This window comes from Streptomyces sp. NBC_01471, assembly GCF_041438865.1.
In the GTDB taxonomy this organism is placed as follows: Bacteria; Actinomycetota; Actinomycetes; order Streptomycetales; family Streptomycetaceae; genus Streptomyces.
Genome location: NZ_CP109450.1, coordinates 1,610,212 through 1,626,495 on the forward strand (window position 1 = coordinate 1,610,212; position 16,284 = coordinate 1,626,495).

The following is a 16,284-nucleotide window of genomic DNA, read 5'->3' on the forward strand; positions in this document are numbered from 1 at the left end:
GAATTTCCCTCTACCGAATTGCCCTCTACCGAATTGACTTGTGGCGAATTGCCTTGTGCTGAATTGCCGGAAGGTCCGGGGCTGAGGTACCGGCTCCGGAGGGGCGCCGAATCCGGGGGGCCGGGTCCGGGAAATACCGGATCCGCAGGCACCCGTTGGCGCCGCGCCGTCAGCGCTCGCTGCCGGCTTCGACCGGACGCCACCTGAACAGCCGCCGCTCGGCGAAGGTCAGCAGTCCTTCGGTGATCAGCGCGACGACCGCGAGGATCACCATCGCCGCATACACGCCAGCGGCGTTGAAGGTGCCCTGGGAGGCGGAGACCAGCAGTCCCAGGCCTTTGGTCGCGCCGATGTACTCGCCGACGATCGCGCCGATGAGCGCGAAGCCGAAGCTGACATGAAGGCTGGTGAAGATCCAGGAGGTGGCGGAGGGGATCACTACCTGGAAGGTGACGCGCCGGTTGCTCGCCCCGAGGATCCGGGCGTTGGCCACCAGATTGCGGTCGACTTCCCTGGCCCCCTGGAAGGCGTTGAAGAAGACGGGGAAAAAGACCAGCACGACGGCGGAGGCGACCTTCGAGGCGGGGCCGAGTCCGAACCAGATGAGGAAGACCGGCGCCAGCACGATACGCGGAATGGCGTTGAGGACCTTGATGTACGGGCCGAGCACATCGGAGAGGAAACGGATGCGGCCAAGGGTGATGCCCAGGACCACACCGGTGATCACACCGATGACCCAGCCGAGCAGCGCCTCGTACATCGTGTACCAGATCTGTTCCCAGAGGGATCCCTGAGCGGTGCCATGCAGCGCCCACTCCCGTATCTGGTCCCAGATCTTGGACGGCATCGAGAAGTTGAAGGGGTCGATGACCTTGGCGCGGGCCAGGATCTCCCAGAGAGCGACCACGGCGATCAGCAGCAGCACGCGGCTCACGTACACCACGGCACGGCGGTTGCGGGCGGCCCGCCGGCGCTCCTCGGTCCGGCCGGTCCTCTTGTCGGGGGTGGCCACCGGGCCGGCGGACGACAGGGCGGTGGTGGCGGCGCCCGGCATGGGCTCGGTCTCAGGCGGCATCGGCGGCACCTCGCTCACGGGTGATACGGACTTCCTCGCCCAGCGAGGACCAGATCTCCCGGTAGATCTCGACGAACCGGGGCTCGAGCCGCACAGCCTCGACCTTGCGAGGCCTGGGCAGGTCGATGTCGAAGACCTGTTTGACGGTCGCCGGGCCCGCCGTCATCACCACCACCCGGTCGGCGAGCGCGATGGACTCCTCCAGGTCATGGGTGACGAAGACGACCGACGTCCCGGTGCCCGCGCAGAGTTCGAGGAGTTCGTCGGACATCAGCGCCCGGGTCTGGACGTCGAGCGCGGAGAAGGGCTCGTCCATCAGCAGGATCTCGGGGTCGTTGACAAAGGTCGCGGCGAGCGCGACCCGCTTGCGCTGGCCCCCGGAGAGCTGGTGGGGATAGCGGTCCTCGAAGGAGGAGAGGCCGACGCGGGCCAGCCACTCGCGGGCCTTCTCCTTGGCCTCGGCCTTCGTCGCGCCGCGGAAACGCGGACCCGCCATCACATTGGACAGGACCGTCCGCCAGGGGAAGACGGCGTCCTGCTGGAAGACGAATCCGACCTTGTCGCCGATGCCGCGAACCGGTTCGCCGGCCACCAGCACCTCGCCCTCGGTGGGCTCCTCCAGGCCGCTGACCAAGGTCAGCGTGGTCGATTTGCCGCAGCCTGTGGGGCCGACGACGGCGACGAACTCACCGCGCCCGACGGTGAGATCCAACTCCCGCACGGCGGTGTGCGGCACCCCCGACGGGGTGCGGAACACCTTGCTGGCGCCTCGCAGCTCAATGGCGGGGCTCATGTCTGTGCTCATGAACCGGGACCGTAGATGTGGCACACAGCACAGCGGCAGGCTTGTGGGCGCAAGGCAGTCTTCTGCCTGCAAGAGACTGTTGTGCTCGTTTTGCGCGCGCTACAACTACGTGGTTAACAAGAACGACTCAGACCGGTACGGACAGAGCCGGTCCGGTACGGACAGAGCCGTATGGACAGAGCCGGTATGGACAGAGAGCGGCCCGATGATTGAAGTCCTGGTGGTCGATGACGACTTCCGTGTCGCTGAGATCAACGCTGCGTACGTGGGCAAAGTTCCCGGATTCCGCGTCGCGGCCCGGGCGCACAGCGCTGCCCAGGCCATGGCCGCCCTGGGGCGTGAACGCATCGATCTGGTCCTGCTCGACCACTACCTGCCTGACGAGACGGGTCTCTCACTGGTCCGGCGGATGCGGGAACTGGGCCACCACACCGACGTGATCATGGTTACGGCGGCGGGCGACGTGGCCACCGTGCAGGACGCCATGCGCCATGGCGCCCTGCACTATCTGGTCAAGCCGTTCGCCTTCTCGGTGCTGCGATCCCGGCTGGAGGGCTATGCGGCGCTGCGGCGCACCGTGAGCCGCGTCGGAGGCAGCGGGCAGAGCGCGGGGCAGGAACAGGTCGACCGGATCTTCGGCGCGCTGCGGACCACCGGGCCCTCGGCGTCCTCAGGGCTGCCCAGCGGGCACTCCGTACCGACATCCGACCTGATCCGCGAGGTCCTGACCGGCGCCCGGCAGCCGCTTTCGGCCCATCAGGTGGCGGCCAGGACGGGGCTGAGCCGATCCACGGCCCAGCGGTACCTGCGTCAGCTGGAGCAGACGGGGCGGCTCAGGCTGACCCTCAAGTACGGCGACACGGGGCGTCCCGAGCATCGCTACGCCTGGGCCGCGCCCGGATCAGACGGCCCCGGCACCGGTCAGTGACCGCACCTCCGTCTCGGCGTGCCGGGCGGCGTCCGGCGGCTCGGACGAGGTGACCGTACCGAGCCATCCCGCGAGGAAGCCGAGAGGAATGGAGAGCAGCCCCGGATTCTCCAGGGGGAAGAACTGGAAGTCCATGCCGGGGAAGAGCGAGGTGGGGCTCCCGGACACGACCGGCGAGAGGACCACCAGGACAACCGCGGGGATGAGCCCTCCGTACACCGACCAGACCGCGCCGCGTGTGGTGAAGTTCCGCCAGAACAGCGAGAAGAGCAGCACCGGGAGATTCGCCGACGCCGCGACGGCGAAGGCCAGCCCCACCAGGAAAGCGACGTTCAGGTCCTTCGCCAGCAGGCTGAGCCCGATGGCCACGGCGCCGATCCCGGCTGCCGCGACACGGGCGACGGCCACCTCGCTGTGCTGCTTGGCACTGCGGCGCCTGAGGGTCGCGTAGAGGTCGTGGGCGACGGAGGCCGACGAGGCCAGCGTGATGCCCGCGACGACGGCGAGGATGGTGGCGAAGGCGACTGCGGCGACCACGGCGAAGAGCACCGTCCCTCCGGTGGACCCCGCTCCCCCGCCGATCTCCAGCGCGAGCAGCGGTACCGCGGTGTTCCCCGCCGGATTCGACGCCCGTACCTGTTCGGACCCGACGAGCGCGGCCGCACCGAAGCCGAGCACGATCGTCATCAGGTAGAAGCCGCCGATGAGCCCGATCGACCAGACGACGGAGCGGCGGGCGGCACGGGCTGTGGGCACGGTGTAGAAGCGCGACAGGATGTGCGGAAGTCCGGCCGTCCCGAGGACCAGAGCCAGCCCGAGACTGATGAAGTCGATGCGGGAGGTCCAGTCCCCGCCGTACTTGAGCCCGGGCGCCAGGAACTTCGCCCCGTGGCCACTGCGGTGGGCGGCGGACGTGAGCAGCTGGTTGAAGTCCCCGTGGAAGCGCACCATGACGAGCACCGTGAGCAGGATCGAACCCGTCATCAGCAGGACGGCCTTCACGATCTGGATCCAGGTGGTGGCCCGCATCCCGCCGAGCGTCACATAGATCACCATCAGCGCGCCGACACCGATCACGGCCCAGGCCTGGGCCGCGCCACTGTTGCCGCCCAGCAGGAGCGAGACGAGGCTTCCGGCGCCGACCATCTGCGCCACCAGGTAGAGCACCGACACCGTGACGGATGACGAGCCCACCGCGATCCGGACCGGATGCTCACTCATCCGGGCCGCCACGACGTCGGCCAGCGTGAACCGTCCGCAGTTGCGCACCAGTTCGGCCACCAGAAGCAGAACGACCAGCCAGGCGACGAGAAAGCCGACCGAGTAGAGCATGCCGTCGTAGCCGAAGAGGGCGATCAGCCCGGAGATACCGAGGAAGGATGCCGCCGACATGTAGTCGCCTGCGATGGCGAAACCGTTCTCCATCGGGGAGAAGAGACGCCCGCCGACGTAGAACTCCTCTGCGGAACCATGCCGGTTGCGGCTCACCCAGGTGGTGATCGCGAGAGTGGCCGCGACGAAGACGCCGAACAGCAACAGCGCCAGGGTCTGGTGCTGCGTGGTGATCGTGTGGCTGCTCAACGGCTGATCCCTCGCGTCAGTTCCTGTGTGTCCCAGCGGAGGTCGAGCGCCGCCCGGTCCCTGCGGAGCCGCGCGTGACGGGTGTAGGCCCAGGTGAGCAGGAAAGTGGAGAGGAACTGACCGAGCCCCGCCAGCATCGCCACGTTCACCGCTCCGGCCACCGGGCGCGCCATGAACCCCGGTGCGGCCGTGGCCATGACGACGTACGCGAGGTACCAGGCGAAGAACGCGCACACAGCGGGGACGACGAACCTCCGGTAGCGGCTTCGCACTTCCTGGAATGCCGCACTGCTCTGTACTTCCAGATAGATGTCGGCCGCGCTGCGTCCCCGCTCCGGGCCTCCCTGGGCTGGTACGGCGGCGGGGGTACCAGTGCCGTCCAACTCGCCCCAGCCGGAGGCCAACGCGTCGTACCAGGGGTCGTCCAACCGCACCTCAGCGGCGTCGAGCCCGTCGTCCTTCTCCACCGAACACCCTCTCCCTGTGCGCGACCGCTTGGCCGCGTGCCCAAGGATGGGTACTTCGGAGGGCTTCCGAACCCTTATCGCCCCCTCTTCACCCCTTCAGGTGATGGACGTGCCCGGCGGCAGGGCAAGACCGTGCCGGTAGGCATACCGCACGGCCTGCGCCCGGTCGCGGATCCCGGCCTTGGCGAAGAGATTGTTGATGTGCGTCTTCACGGTGGCCGGCGAGATGTGCAGTGCGCGGGAGATCTCCGCGTTGGAGAGCCCCTCCGCGATGAGCGCCAGGATCTCGGCCTCCCGGGGAGTGAGGCCGTCGGGCAGCTCGACCGCGGTCCGAGGGGCCGGCGCGGGCGGTGCGGTGACCCGCTCGACGAGCAGCCGCTGCACGCTCGGCGAGAGCCCGGCCTGCCCGGCCATGACGTCCTCGATGGCCCGGACGATCTCCTCGCCACCCGCGTCCTTGGTGAGATACCCGCGCGCCCCGGCCTGGAGGGCGGGAAAGAGCGAGTCGTCGTCGGAGAACGTGGTGAGAACCACGACCTGGGTGGACGGATACTGCTCGCGGATACGACGAGTCGCCTCCACCCCGTCGCAGCGGGGCATCCGCAGATCCATCAGGACCACGTCGGGGGCGTGTTCACCGACCAGTGCGACGGCCTCCAGACCGTCCTTCGCCGCACCCACGACCTCGATCCCGGGCAGCAGCCCCAGCAGCATCACGATGCCCTCACGCACAACGGACTGGTCGTCGGCCACGACCACCCGTGCCGTCATGCCGGCACCCTCAGCCGTACCAAGAAGCCCTCCTCGTCCGGCCCAGCCTCCAGCGTCCCGCCGAGCAGCTCGGCACGCTCCCGCATTCCGGCCAAACCGTATCCCGAGCCAGTGACAGCGAGTTCACCAACCGGTTCCCCGGGGCCCGAGTCCCTTACTTCCAGAGCGATTTCGTCCGGCAAGTACTCCAGACGCAGCCGGACCTCGGCGCCCGGAGCGTGCTTGCGCACATTCGTCATCGCCTCCTGCGCCACCCGCCTTACGGTCTGCGAGGCCTCGGCAGGCAGCGGCCTGCGGTCCCCCGTCACAGCGAGCCGCGAGCTGCCCGCCACCTCCTCCAGGAACTCCTCAACCGGTGTCATCTCACCACGCAGCGCCGAGAGCGCCTGCCGGGTCTCGACGAGCCCCTCCCGGGCCATCCCGCGCGCCGCCACCACCCGCTCCAGGATCTGGTCCCGTCCCGCGTCGCGCTCGATCAGCAGCCTGGCCGCCTCCAGATGCACCATCTGCGCGGAAAGGCTGTGGGCGAGAACATCGTGGATCTCCCGGGCGATGCGGGAGCGCTCCGCCAGCGCCGCGGACTCCGCCTCGGCCGCCCGTGCTGCCCTTTCCTGTGCCAGCAACCGCTGAGCACTGCCCCTGGCCTCCGCGTCGAGCCGCATTACATATCCGACCAGAGCCAGCCCGGCGGTGGTCACCGCGATCGTCAGCCGCTGGTCGTCGCTGAGCAGGGCATAGGCGCCGAGGGCCGCCGCCGTACAGGGCAGGGCCGCCGCGAGCGGCAGCCGCTCCAATGCGGTGACAGCGCAACCGCACCAGAGGACAGCAGCCGGACCGGAGAATCCCGCCTGCTGAGCCAGCATGGCAGCACCCAGCAGAACTGCGAGCAAGGCCACGGAAGGCCACAGACGGTGTTCGAGGCTGGCCCGGTAGAAGGCCCAGGCCGCTGCGACGCAGACCCCGATGCCGGTTACCGCGGCGGCCAGCGCCCAGGCGTCTTCGCCGATCTTCGCGAAGGCACTCCACAACAGGGCGCCCAGGGCGACGAGCCGAACAGTCCAGCCGAGCGAACGCCGCGCGCCGGTCACACCCGCCCGGGAAAGGGCTTCCCGGGAGGGCCAGCTCGTCCAGGCACCGGGCGTCATACGCGGTCCTTCCTCGCCCCTCCGGGCAATCAGACGGCAGTGACACCGTACGACGGGTGTATTCGCCCAGCCCGCCATGCGAGCACCCCGGCCCGTACGAGCAAGGAGGACGCCAGCGCGAGCAGCATCGCCCCGCTCCCGAGGCTCACTCCGGCCAGCGCGCCAAGACCCGCCACGCCGAACCGCACGATCAGCCCCACGATCCAGACAGCCGCCGTGGCCTTCGTACCCCTGGTCCAGACCGACCCGTCCGGCTCGTTCCACACCTTGGTCGTCCAGGCCCAGCCCGCACCCATGAGCAGCCCGGCCACCAGCTCGGCCCCGATCACCAGGACGGACAGAGCGGGGTGATGCGCGTCAAGCAGGCCGTGCTGACGCAGAGCGACGAAGACCAGGATGGCGGGCAGCAGCCACCAGCGTCTGTCGTGATCGACCTGCTGGGGGCGGAACTGCCGCACGAGCACCAGGGCGACGACTGCGACAGCCACCGCGACATCGGTGAGTGTGGACGCTGACATGAATGCCTCCGGCGAGCGAGGAAGGTTGACGCCTTCGACGCTACGGAAACGCGCGGGTCAGCAGATCGGAGCAGAGGTGGACCCTGGGTGGAGCTTGCGGCTCCACCCAGGGGTGGAGAGCCCCTCGGTGGAGCCGCCCACTCGGTGGCTCAGGCGTCGATCCGTGAGCGGTCCAGCGTCGCGGCCGAGCTGGTGATGAACTCCTTGCGGGGCGCGACCTCGTTGCCCATCAGCAGGTCGAAGACCTGCTCGGACGACTCCAGGTCGCCGATGTTGATCCGCCGCAGCGTACGGAACCGCGGGTCCATGGTGGTCTCCGCCAGCTGATCGGCGTCCATCTCGCCCAGCCCCTTGTAGCGCTGGATCGAGTCCTTGAAACGGACGTTCTTGCGCTGGAACTCCAGCAGCTTCTGCCGCAGCTCGTTGTCGGAGTAGGTGTAGACGTACTTGTCCTGGCCCTTCTTGGGCTGAACCAGCTCGATCCGGTGCAGCGGCGGTACCGCGGCGAAGACCCGGCCCGCCTCCACCATCGGCCGCATGTACCGCTGGAAGAGCGTCAGAAGCAGGATGCGGATGTGCGCGCCGTCGACATCGGCGTCGACCAGCAGCACGATCTTGCCGTACCGCGCCGCGTCGATGTCGAAGGTCCGCCCGGAGCCCGCTCCTATGACCTGGATGATGGCGCCGCACTCGGCGTTCTTCAGCATGTCCGAGACTGACGCCTTCTGGACATTGAGGATCTTGCCCCGGATGGGCAGCAGCGCCTGGAATTCGGAGTTCCGGGCGAGCTTGGCAGTACCGAGCGCGGAGTCCCCCTCGACGATGAAGAGCTCGCTGCGCCCGACGTCGTCACTGCGGCAGTCGGCGAGCTTGGCCGGCAGGGACGACGACTCCAGAGCGGTCTTGCGGCGCTGGGCGTCCTTGTGCTGGCGAGCCGCGATCCGGGTACGGGCCGCGGCGACGGCCTTTTCCAGCACCGCACGGGCCTGCGCCTTGGAATCGCGCTTGGTGGAGGTCAGGAAGGCCTTGAGCTCCTTGGCGACGACGTTGGAAACGATCCGGTTGGCCGCAGAGGTACCGAGCACCTCCTTGGTCTGGCCCTCGAACTGCGGCTCGGCGAGGCGCACGGTGACCACAGCGGTCAGCCCTTCCAGCGCGTCGTCCTTCACCACGTCGTCCTCTGCGACCCGCAGGAGCTTCGCCGAGCGGAGCACCTCGTTGACCGTCCTGGTCAGCGAGCGCTCGAAGCCCGACACATGCGTGCCGCCCTTGGGCGTCGCGATGATGTTGACGAAGGACCTGACCGTGGTGTCGTAGCCGGTGCCCCAGCGAAGCGCGATGTCCACGCCCAGCTCGCGGGTGACCTCGGTCGGGGTCATGTGGCCGCGATCGTCCAGGACCGGGACGGTCTCCTTGAAGGTGCCCTGCCCGGAGAGCCGCTGTACGTCGCAGACGGCCTTGTCCTGAGCGAGGTATTCACAGAATTCGCTGATCCCCCCGTCGAAGCGGAACGTCTCCTCGGTCTTCCCCGCACCGTCGAGGCCGCGCTCGTCGCGCACCACGAGAGTCAGACCGGGTACCAGGAACGCCGTCTGGCGGGCCCGCTGGTACAGGTGGTCCAGGGAGAGCTTGGCGTCCTTGAGGAAGATCTGGCGGTCCGCCCAGTACCGGACCCGGGTGCCCGTCCTGGCCTTGGGTACGCGCTTGCCCTTGAGCAGCCCGTTGGCCGGGTCGAAGGGGCTGTCGGGCCCCGCCTCGGTGAAGATCCCGGGAACGCCGCGGCGGAAGCTGATCGAGTGGGTGGCGCTGCCACGGTCGACCTCGACGTCCAGCCGGGCGGAGAGGGCGTTGACGACGGAGGCGCCGACGCCGTGCAGCCCGCCGGAGGCCGCGTACGAGCCGCCGCCGAACTTCCCGCCCGCGTGCAGCTTGGTCATCACGACCTCGACGCCCGAGAGCCCGGTCTTGGGCTCGACGTCGACCGGAATCCCCCGGCCGTTGTCCCTGACCTCGACGGAGCCGTCCTCATGGAGGGTCACATCGATGTGGTCGCAGTAGCCACCAAGAGCCTCGTCGACCGAGTTGTCGATGATCTCCCAGAGGCAGTGCATCAGACCGCGGCTGTCGGTGGACCCGATGTACATGCCGGGCCGCTTGCGGACCGCTTCGAGCCCTTCGAGTACGAGCAGGTGCCGCGCGGTGTAGTTGGAGCCGTCACGGTCTGCACCGCTCAGCAGCGCAGTGGAAGGCACGGACGTATCGGCGGTCACGCGGTTCGCTCCTCGCTGAATTTATTTTGGGGCCCAATGGGTAAGGCCCGGGCGTCGGTCGCCCGTCAGAGCCTATCGAGCCCTGGTAGAGCCGTTGTTACGCCACCCTAGAAGAGACGGGCGCCAAACCAGCACCGTACATCTGTTCGATAGCTGGATGGAGTGAAGCACACATCACGTTCCCTTCCAGGCATGAACCATTTAGGCTCCGGGCACGTCCTCATCAACAACCGGCAGCCAGCCGGGAGGATCAACCGATGACAAGCAACGCGAAACCGTAAAGCCACCGCAATACGGCTTATTCGCCGCCAATCGGCATCAGACAGCCACCTTGACAAAAAGTTTCAAGGAAAAGCCACGAGCGGGAACGTTTTGGGCCTGGTTGGATGTTGACCCTGGTACGACAGCTCGTCGAGCTAGAGAAGAGGCGACGTGACTACTGTTCTGACCCCCGCGAGCCAGCTGACGGCCGCTGACCGCTGCGACCGGTGCGGCGCCCAGGCATACCTGCGCGTTGTCCTCACCAGCGGTGGCGAACTGCTCTTCTGCGCCCACCATGGTCGCAAGTTCGAGCCAGAACTCAAGAAGATCGCCGCGGACATCCAGGATGAGACGGATCGCCTGACGGCCGTCCCGAACCATTCCGAAGAAGAGGACCGCTGACACCTCGCACCCACGACGAGCCAAGGACCGGTATCAGCCCGGTCGACGGGCGGCCCCGCCTGCACCCACAGGAGAGGCCGCCCGTTCTCATGCCCGGACGAGGCAACGACCCCGAGGGCTTCAGCGGGCCTCTGACGCGTCACATGAGACGCCAAGGTCGCCTAGTCGGCGTGTCCGGCGCGGGACCGGCCAGCGCCCGGCAACGGCCACTGTCGGCCCCCGTCAGCTGTGCGACGCCACAGCCTGCGCCATCGCGGACATCCGCGTGTAGACACCCGGGCTCTTCGCCCGGCCGCAGCCCGCACCCCACGAGACCAGTCCGATGAGCCGCCCCCGAGCAACGAGCGGCCCCCCGCTGTCGCCCTGACACGCATCATGCCCACCCTGGGGCTCACCGGCGCAGAGCATGGTCTCCGCCTGGAAAGTACCGCTCGACGACCCCGGGTACGCGGACGCGCACTGCGCGTCAGGCAGTACCGAGACCCGGGTCGCATGCAGCCCGGAGGGGTAGTCCCCCGTACCGGCCGTATCGCCCCAGCCGTAGACGGTCGCGTCCGTACCGGGCTCCTCCGCCGGGTCATGCGGATCGGCGATCCTGATCGCGTACGAGCTGGGCAGTGCCCGGGAAAGCGTCAGCACGGCGAGATCTGCCGCATTGCTCACCCGGTCGTACCGCGGGTCGGTCCAGGTGGACTGCACGTGGATCTCCCGGCCGGCCGACGTACGCAGGTCACTGCGGCCCGCGACGACCGACAGGTCATGCACTTGGCCCAGCGAGGCCCCGAGGACTTCCTGACTCAGACAGTGGGCCGCCGTAACAACCTCCCGCGGCGACACGACCACTCCCCCGCAGAACTGGCCCGCCCGGCTCGCCCCGAAGCGCTCACGGCTGGACACGGCGACCACCCAGGGGCTGTCCGTCACGGATACCCCCTGACCGCCGATCACCGCCCTTTCCGCGGCGGAGGCGGGCACGGGCGCGCCCAGCGGCAGTGCTGTCGCGGCCAGCGCCAGCACGCCTGTCAGTGCTCGGACGATAGGACGACACATACGACTTCCTGACTCTCCAGTGAACTTGTCTCACTCAGAGTGAACCAGTCTCGTGGCACGTACACCCACACCGGGAACGCGAAGCGGGCCCGCACCCCTCGTTACGGAGAGATACGGACCCGCTTCGGCGCATCCTGCGGCGGACGGACTAGTCGAGGTAGTCGCGCAGCACCTGCGAACGCGACGGGTGTCGCAGCTTCGACATGGTCTTCGACTCGATCTGGCGAATACGCTCACGCGTCACGCCATAGACCTTGCCGATCTCGTCCAGCGTCTTCGGCTGGCCGTCGGTGAGACCGAAGCGCATGGAGACCACGCCCGCCTCACGCTCGGAGAGCGTGTCCAGGACCGAGTGCAGCTGCTCCTGGAGGAGCGTGAAGCTGACCGCGTCGGCCGGGACGACCGCCTCGGAGTCCTCGATGAGGTCACCGAACTCGCTGTCACCGTCCTCGCCCAGCGGAGTGTGCAGGGAGATCGGCTCACGGCCGTACTTCTGGACCTCGATGACCTTCTCAGGGGTCATGTCGAGCTCCTTGGCCAGCTCCTCCGGGGTGGGCTCGCGGCCCAGGTCCTGGAGCATCTGGCGCTGTACGCGCGCGAGCTTGTTGATGACCTCAACCATGTGCACCGGGATACGGATGGTGCGGGCCTGGTCGGCCATGGCGCGGGTGATCGCCTGACGGATCCACCAGGTGGCGTACGTGGAGAACTTGTAGCCCTTGGTGTAGTCGAACTTCTCGACCGCGCGGATCAGACCGAGGTTGCCTTCCTGGATCAGGTCCAGGAAGAGCATGCCGCGGCCCGTGTAGCGCTTGGCGAGCGAGACCACCAGACGGAGGTTGGCCTCGAGCAGGTGGTTCTTCGCCCGGCGGCCGTCCTCCGCGATGATCTCCAGCTCACGCTTGAGTTTCGGCGCGAGCTTGTCGGCGTTGGCCAGCTTGTCCTCGGCGAAGAGCCCGGCCTCGATGCGCTTGGCGAGCTCCACCTCCTGCTCCGCGTTGAGGAGCGGGACCTTGCCGATCTGCTTCAGATAGTCCTTGACGGGGTCCGCGGTGGCACCGGCAACGGCGACCTGCTGCGCGGGCGCGTCGTCCTCGTCGTCGTCGGAGAGAACGAAGCCCTTGGCCTCGCCGCCCTCTTCCTCCTCCTCGCCGGACTTGGCGACCGGGGTCTCCTCGGCGGCCTCGTCGCCGTCGTGGAGCTCGTCGGCATCCTTCTTGGAGGCGGTCTTCTTGGCCGCGGTCTTCTTGACTGCCGTCTTCTTCGCGGCGGTCTTCTTGGCAGCCGTCTTCTTGGCAGCAGCCTTCTTCGCGGGCTCGGCATCGTCAGCCACAGCGTCCACACTGTCGGCAGAAGGAGCGGCAGCGGCCGCCACGGTCCTCGACGCGGTCGTCTTGACCGCGACAGTCCTGGTGGCGGTGCGCTTCACCGGGCTCTTCGCTGCGACGCTCTTGCGGGGGCGCTTCGGCGACTCCGCGGCACTGACCATCAGAGTCACACCCTCTTCCTCGAGGATCTGGTTGAGGCTGCGCAGAACGTTCTTCCACTGGGTGGCCGGAATCTGGTCAGCCTCGAAGGCCCGGCGTACATCGTCGCCGGCGATCTGCCCATCAGCCTTTCCCCGCTCGATGAGCGCCATGACAGACTCGGACTCGGCGATCTCCGGCGGGAGAGTACGGGATGTGCTGGCCGACACGAACAACCTCTCGAAACGATGGAAACGGCTTCCGGCTCCGCCCTTGACGGGCCTGGAACCGACGACCGCCGGCTGGGGATGACCGACGGCGCGGGCTGAGCTTCGGAGCTGTACAGCGCCGCCAACGACGCCTGCATTCCCTCTTCGGCTACCACCTCTTAGGTCATCGCGCTGCCTCAAAGAGTGTTACGCCCAATCCGCGTGGCCCGAGTCACACCCTATTCGCGACATACGGCTCCCCAATGGACGCATACCCACAATTATGCCGCCGGACCCCCCGGGGATCCGGCGGCACCGGGTTCACGCCCGCTTCCCGGCTGCGCCGGGCGCTCAATGCACGCGCGGCGCGGGAACGACGCGCTCCACCTCCGGGTGGACGGTCAGCAGTTGACGCATGGCCGCCTCCGCGGCCTGCGGGTCGTTCGCGGCGAGCGCGTCAGCGATCCGCGCGTGATGGACGAGAGAGATCTCGGTGGGACGGTCACACCCCGTGACAGGGCCACCGGAGACCTGGAGGGCGCCCGAGACGATGCCCGAGAGGTGCTCCAGCATGCGGTTGCCCGCGAGCTGGATCAGCAGGGCATGGAACTCGGCATCGGCGCGGGAGAAAGTCACCGAATCACCCTGAGCCAGAGCGTGGCTCATGATCTCGACCATGTCCGCGAGACGCTGCTGCATGTCCTCACGCCCATGCCCCGCGGCCAGGCGCGCGGCCAGCGGCTCGATCGTCCAGCGCAGCTCGCTCAGCTCCCGTCGCTGGTCGTCCCGCTGCGGCCCGAATGCACGCCATTCGATGATGTCCGGGTCCAGCAGATTCCAGTCACTGACCGGGCGGACGCGGGTCCCCACATTGGGACGGGCACTGACCAGACCCTTGGCCTCAAGAACACGCAACGACTCCCGCACCACCGTGCGGGACACCTCGAAACGCTGACCGATCTCCTCGGGAACCAGCGGGCGGTCGGCACCGAGGTCGCCGGAGACAATCATCTGGCCGAGCTGCTGAACCAGCTGGCCGTGCAGACCGCGGCCACGGCTGCCCGTCGCCCGCCGGCCCGCCCTTCCCAGTTCGGCATCGCCGCCGTTCCAGGAAGGAGCTCCGGCGCGGCCGGCACCGGGTGCCTCTGCGTACGGATAGCGGTCGAGTTCACCCGAGCCTGCGAGGCCGGACTCGGCGGAGCGGGCGTTGGTCATCATGGAGTGCGCAAGGGTAGTCACGCATCCTTTGTCGGCGCGCCCAGGGCCCCCCTTGAGGTCTTTGGTGAAAAGCACACGAAAGGGTGATCACCGACCTCCCCGCAATTGACGCCTTATCGGAAAGAACCGGGCATACTCCCAGGAGTTGCCTGCAAGGCGCAGCCAAGCGGGCCTGGATGATCACCAACGGGCCCTGCCTCGAAGGCCGGTGAGCAGATATGCGCAGAGCAGGGCCCCGAGCGACACCGAGAGGGCCACGCCGACAGGCTGCGACAGGAGCCGGAGACCAGCGATCAGCCAGCGGTCCGCCTCGTGGGGCCAGCCCCACGCGAGTTCACGGAGCCTGCCGGGGAGCCCCGCGACCGAGCGGGCGGCCGGTGCCGCCAGTGCGGCCTGCACCAGCGGCACTACGGCGACCGGGACCGAGAGTACGGCGGCCAGCCCCGCTGTCGTACTCCTGAAGACACCGGCACCCAGCAGCCCCGCCCAGGCGCAGCCGATGGCCAGCCCCGACCAACCCACCACCAGGGACAGCCAATTCTGCGGGAGGTCGCCCAAGTCGCCCCCGTACACGAGGCGGAGGGCCCCGGCATCGGCCGCGGCCGTGATCAGGGCCAGCAGGAGGGCCGTCGCACCCGATACGGCGAGCTTGGCGACGAGCAGGCCGAACCGCCTCGGGACACCGCCACGACCCACAGCCAGCGTCGGGTAGCGGAATTCGTCACCGAACGCGAGAGCTCCGAGCAGCCCGGCCGCGAAGGCTGCGGGCGGCAGGGGAAGGAGCGCAGGCCACGCCATCAGCGAATGAGAGAGCGGCGCCTGCCCGGTCCTGGCGAGCACGACGGACAGGACGATGGAGACGGCGACGATAGCGCTTACGACGAGAAGCGTCGTCCGGACGCCGAAGACTCGGCGCAACTCGTAACGGAGCGGCCTGATCGGCCCCCTGGCCGGGAGGGGAGTGATCATCGGCTGCCGTTCGGAGAGTTCGGATCGCGCCGCGATCAGGGACTGGAGCTCCGGAAGCGCGGATCGGGCCGCGGGTACGGGGGCGTCAGCAGCAGAACCCACAGAGTCGAAGGGTCCGTGATCCTGATCCGATGCGCCGCGGGGGGAACCATCCGGGCCGGGCACTTCCGGGTGGACGGGTTGAGGCGCGGAAGGCCCGGGATCAAAGGGTTCGGAGCCGACCGCGCCGGGAACCAGGGCGCCGGTCTCGCCGGACGGGCCCATGTCGCCGGTTTCGTCGGCGAGCTGATGGATCAGAACTCCGTGCCGGAACGCGGTCTCGCCGACCTCGGCGCAACTGCTTCCGTAGACGGAGAGCCTGCTGCCGCTCTCAGCCACGACTTCCACGGAGCGGTGTCCCTCGCGCGCCTCCCGGCCGAGCAGTCCGGCAAGGCGTGCCGTGTGGGGTGTGCGTACGGCAACCCGGGGGCGGAGCCGGGTGCGGGCGAACTCGGCTCCACTCTGGTCCGCCGCGAGCCGTCCGGCGTCGATGGTGACGACATGGTCCGCCGTGCGGGCCGCCGCCTTGGGGTCGCTTGTGGTGTACAGAACGGTGCCGCCCTGGGCCGCATGGTCGCGAAGCAGCCCGAAGAGCCAGCTGCTGTCCCGCGGCGAGAGCCCTTCAGCCGGGTCGTCCAGGACAAGCGTCTGCGGATCGGCGAGCAGGGCGACCGCGAGGCCGAGCCTGCGGTCCATTCCGTGGGAGAGCGTGCCCAGCCGCTGATCGGCGAGGCTCTCGAGATCCATACCTTCGAGCAATTCGTCGGCGCGGGAGACCGGCACCCCCGTCGCAGCACAGAGCATGCGCAGTTGCCCACGCACGGTTCGCACGGGGTTCCCCGGCACATCACCGAGCAGCGCACCCACTTCGGCGGCCGGGCGGGCGATCCGATGCAGCGGAAGACCACGGAAGTAGGTGATGCCACGACCCCGGTCCAGTTCGAGCATCAGCCGCAGGGCGGTGGTCTTGCCGGCGCCCGGAGCGCCGAGCAGTGCCGTGATCTGGCCGGCTTCGGCCTCGAAGGTCAAATCATCCACCGCGGGTGGCACATCTTTGCGGGGGTTGCTGGTGAGTCCGATGGCCTGGAGCATCGCTTCTCTCGCGGGTAG

The 16,284-nt window shown here is 68.4% G+C and carries 14 protein-coding genes; 2 read left to right on the forward strand and 12 right to left on the reverse strand.

What is annotated here, in order from left to right:
- Window positions 1-169: 169 nt before the first annotated feature.
- Complete coding sequence (locus OG285_RS07120; protein ID WP_371790533.1) at window positions 170-1,075, reverse strand: ABC transporter permease; 906 nt, start codon at window positions 1,073-1,075, stop codon at window positions 170-172.
- Window positions 1,065-1,880 carry an ABC transporter ATP-binding protein gene (locus tag OG285_RS07125; protein WP_356830013.1) on the reverse strand — a complete coding sequence of 272 codons (816 nt, stop codon included), beginning with the start codon at window positions 1,878-1,880 and terminating at the stop codon, window positions 1,065-1,067. The genes OG285_RS07120 and OG285_RS07125 overlap by 11 nt, the downstream gene beginning before the upstream one ends.
- A gap of 205 nt (window positions 1,881-2,085) precedes the next feature.
- Between OG285_RS07125 and OG285_RS07130 the strand changes: the two genes are divergently transcribed.
- On the forward strand, window positions 2,086-2,808 hold the full coding sequence (locus OG285_RS07130; protein ID WP_356830011.1) for a response regulator: 723 nt from the start codon (window positions 2,086-2,088) through the stop codon (window positions 2,806-2,808).
- On the opposite strand, the gene OG285_RS07135 is transcribed toward OG285_RS07130, so the two are convergent.
- The 6 genes from OG285_RS07135 to OG285_RS07160 form a co-directional block, all read right to left on the reverse strand.
- Window positions 2,782-4,374, reverse strand: coding sequence for a cation acetate symporter (locus OG285_RS07135; RefSeq protein ID WP_356830384.1), 1,593 nt, complete (start codon window positions 4,372-4,374; stop codon window positions 2,782-2,784). The genes OG285_RS07130 and OG285_RS07135 overlap by 27 nt on opposite strands.
- An 11-nt stretch (window positions 4,375-4,385) precedes the next feature.
- Window positions 4,386-4,856, reverse strand: coding sequence for a DUF485 domain-containing protein (locus OG285_RS07140; protein ID WP_371790534.1), 471 nt, complete (start codon window positions 4,854-4,856; stop codon window positions 4,386-4,388).
- Window positions 4,857-4,952: 96 nt separating this feature from the next.
- The gene (locus tag OG285_RS07145) at window positions 4,953-5,627 is read right to left on the reverse strand and encodes a response regulator transcription factor (protein WP_356830007.1); all 675 of its coding nucleotides are present in this window, start codon (window positions 5,625-5,627) and stop codon (window positions 4,953-4,955) included.
- Entirely contained in the window at window positions 5,624-6,772 is a 1,149-nt protein-coding gene (locus OG285_RS07150; RefSeq protein ID WP_356830005.1) for a histidine kinase, read from the reverse strand. Before OG285_RS07150 ends, OG285_RS07145 begins: the two co-directional genes overlap by 4 nt.
- Window positions 6,773-6,801: 29 nt before the next feature.
- The gene (locus tag OG285_RS07155) at window positions 6,802-7,290 is read right to left on the reverse strand and encodes a DUF1453 domain-containing protein (RefSeq protein ID WP_356830003.1); all 489 of its coding nucleotides are present in this window, start codon (window positions 7,288-7,290) and stop codon (window positions 6,802-6,804) included.
- 149 nt (window positions 7,291-7,439) lie between these two features.
- Window positions 7,440-9,560 (reverse strand): DNA topoisomerase IV subunit B, encoded by a 2,121-nt coding sequence (locus tag OG285_RS07160; RefSeq protein ID WP_356830001.1) that lies wholly within the window; start codon window positions 9,558-9,560, stop codon window positions 7,440-7,442.
- Window positions 9,561-9,992: 432 nt separating this feature from the next.
- On the opposite strand from OG285_RS07160, the gene OG285_RS07165 reads away from it, so the two are divergent.
- Window positions 9,993-10,223, forward strand: a complete 231-nt coding sequence (locus OG285_RS07165; RefSeq protein ID WP_356829999.1) for a hypothetical protein — start codon at window positions 9,993-9,995, stop codon at window positions 10,221-10,223.
- Window positions 10,224-10,445: 222 nt separating this feature from the next.
- Here the strand turns inward: OG285_RS07165 and OG285_RS07170 are convergent, their stop codons facing one another.
- The 4 genes from OG285_RS07170 to OG285_RS07185 form a co-directional block, all read right to left on the reverse strand.
- Window positions 10,446-11,273, reverse strand: coding sequence for a serine protease (locus OG285_RS07170; RefSeq protein ID WP_356829997.1), 828 nt, complete (start codon window positions 11,271-11,273; stop codon window positions 10,446-10,448).
- Window positions 11,274-11,421: 148 nt separating this feature from the next.
- Window positions 11,422-12,969 (reverse strand): RNA polymerase sigma factor, encoded by a 1,548-nt coding sequence (locus OG285_RS07175; protein ID WP_356829995.1) that lies wholly within the window; start codon window positions 12,967-12,969, stop codon window positions 11,422-11,424.
- Window positions 12,970-13,299: 330 nt separating this feature from the next.
- Window positions 13,300-14,241, reverse strand: a complete 942-nt coding sequence (locus tag OG285_RS07180; RefSeq protein WP_371790535.1) for a FadR/GntR family transcriptional regulator — start codon at window positions 14,239-14,241, stop codon at window positions 13,300-13,302.
- Between the two features lie 105 nt (window positions 14,242-14,346).
- A complete protein-coding gene (locus OG285_RS07185) occupies window positions 14,347-16,266 on the reverse strand; it encodes an ATP-binding cassette domain-containing protein (RefSeq protein ID WP_371790536.1) in 1,920 nt (639 codons plus the stop codon).
- Between the last annotated feature and the right edge of the window lie 18 nt (window positions 16,267-16,284).

Excerpts from the sequence above, each read along its gene's own strand:
- OG285_RS07125 (WP_356830013.1), bottom strand. The coding sequence starts at position 1,880 with ATGAGCACAGACATGAGCCCCGCCATTGAGCTGCGAGGCGCCAGCAAG.
- OG285_RS07170 (WP_356829997.1), bottom strand. The coding sequence starts at position 11,273 with ATGTGTCGTCCTATCGTCCGAGCACTGACAGGCGTGCTGGCGCTGGCC.
- OG285_RS07185 (WP_371790536.1), bottom strand. The coding sequence starts at position 16,266 with ATGCTCCAGGCCATCGGACTCACCAGCAACCCCCGCAAAGATGTGCCA.
- OG285_RS07130 (WP_356830011.1), top strand. The coding sequence starts at position 2,086 with ATGATTGAAGTCCTGGTGGTCGATGACGACTTCCGTGTCGCTGAGATC.
- OG285_RS07145 (WP_356830007.1), bottom strand. The coding sequence starts at position 5,627 with ATGACGGCACGGGTGGTCGTGGCCGACGACCAGTCCGTTGTGCGTGAG.
- OG285_RS07155 (WP_356830003.1), bottom strand. The coding sequence starts at position 7,290 with ATGTCAGCGTCCACACTCACCGATGTCGCGGTGGCTGTCGCAGTCGTC.
- OG285_RS07120 (WP_371790533.1), bottom strand. The coding sequence starts at position 1,075 with ATGCCGCCTGAGACCGAGCCCATGCCGGGCGCCGCCACCACCGCCCTG.
- OG285_RS07150 (WP_356830005.1), bottom strand. The coding sequence starts at position 6,772 with ATGACGCCCGGTGCCTGGACGAGCTGGCCCTCCCGGGAAGCCCTTTCC.